The sequence below is a fragment of the Paenibacillus pseudetheri genome (assembly GCF_924513355.1).
GTDB classification, from domain to species: Bacteria; Bacillota; Bacilli; order Paenibacillales; family Paenibacillaceae; genus Paenibacillus_AQ; species Paenibacillus_AQ pseudetheri.
Genome location: NZ_CAKMAB010000100.1, coordinates 1 through 789 on the forward strand (window position 1 = coordinate 1; position 789 = coordinate 789).

The 789-nt window shown below is 56.5% G+C and carries 1 pseudogene; it reads right to left on the minus strand.

Features of this window, described 5'->3' with window-relative positions:
* A pseudogene (locus L1028_RS31065) lies at window positions 1-380 on the minus strand (group II intron reverse transcriptase/maturase); the annotation flags it as partial.
* Between the last annotated feature and the right edge of the window lie 409 nt (window positions 381-789).

Sequence of the window (789 nt, forward strand, 5' to 3'; positions counted from 1 at the left end):
GGGATGCCTAGCAGCCGTACACCGCCTCCGGGTTTGGGGATTTCCACCCGTTTGACTGGCGCAGGTCTATAGGCGCCCGCTAGAAGCTCGGCTTTCACCGTCTCCCAATGTGTTTTCAAGTAAGCTTGTAGATTCGCTACCGTTACATTGTCCACTCCGGGTGCTCCTCCGTTTTGCACCACTCGTTTGTAGGCGAGCCGAAGGTTATCTCCTTCGAGCATTCGCTCCAGCAAGTTGTTCTGGTCTTCGCGAGAGGAAGGGGCGACTTGTGCCGACGAAGAACTCGGCGCTCCGGCATACCCTAACGGCTTCACCGCTTCTCTTTGCCGCAAGCTCTCTTGCGAGATATTCTGCTGTCGTTGCTCTTCCTGCGAACGCATCGTTTCCTCTCTCCTTTCGGTTCAGCCCTTCCGTAAACTGTTGCAACAGCTTACGTACTATGGCCTCTGCTGACTCCTGCCAGTTCAGCGCAGCCTCTCGGCTGCGGTTACAAGTTTTTTTTCTTGCTTACCTGACAGGCCTCCCCAGATAAGAACGTCATCTGTCTGCCCGCGACCACTGGAGTTTACCGCATCCGCCCTTGGCGGCTCTGGATTTCGTCATGTTTGGGTGACTCATCCGACGGACACAGCCTCAAATCCAGTTCGTGTACCTTGGCCCGTGCTTTTGCCTCCGGCTTCCTTCAGATTCCACCTCACGGTGGACACCCTTGCCCTTGGCTAACGGTAGGCGCTCGCCAGCCCCCGTTCGGGACTTTCACCCTAAAGATGACGCCCATGCTGGGCGTAC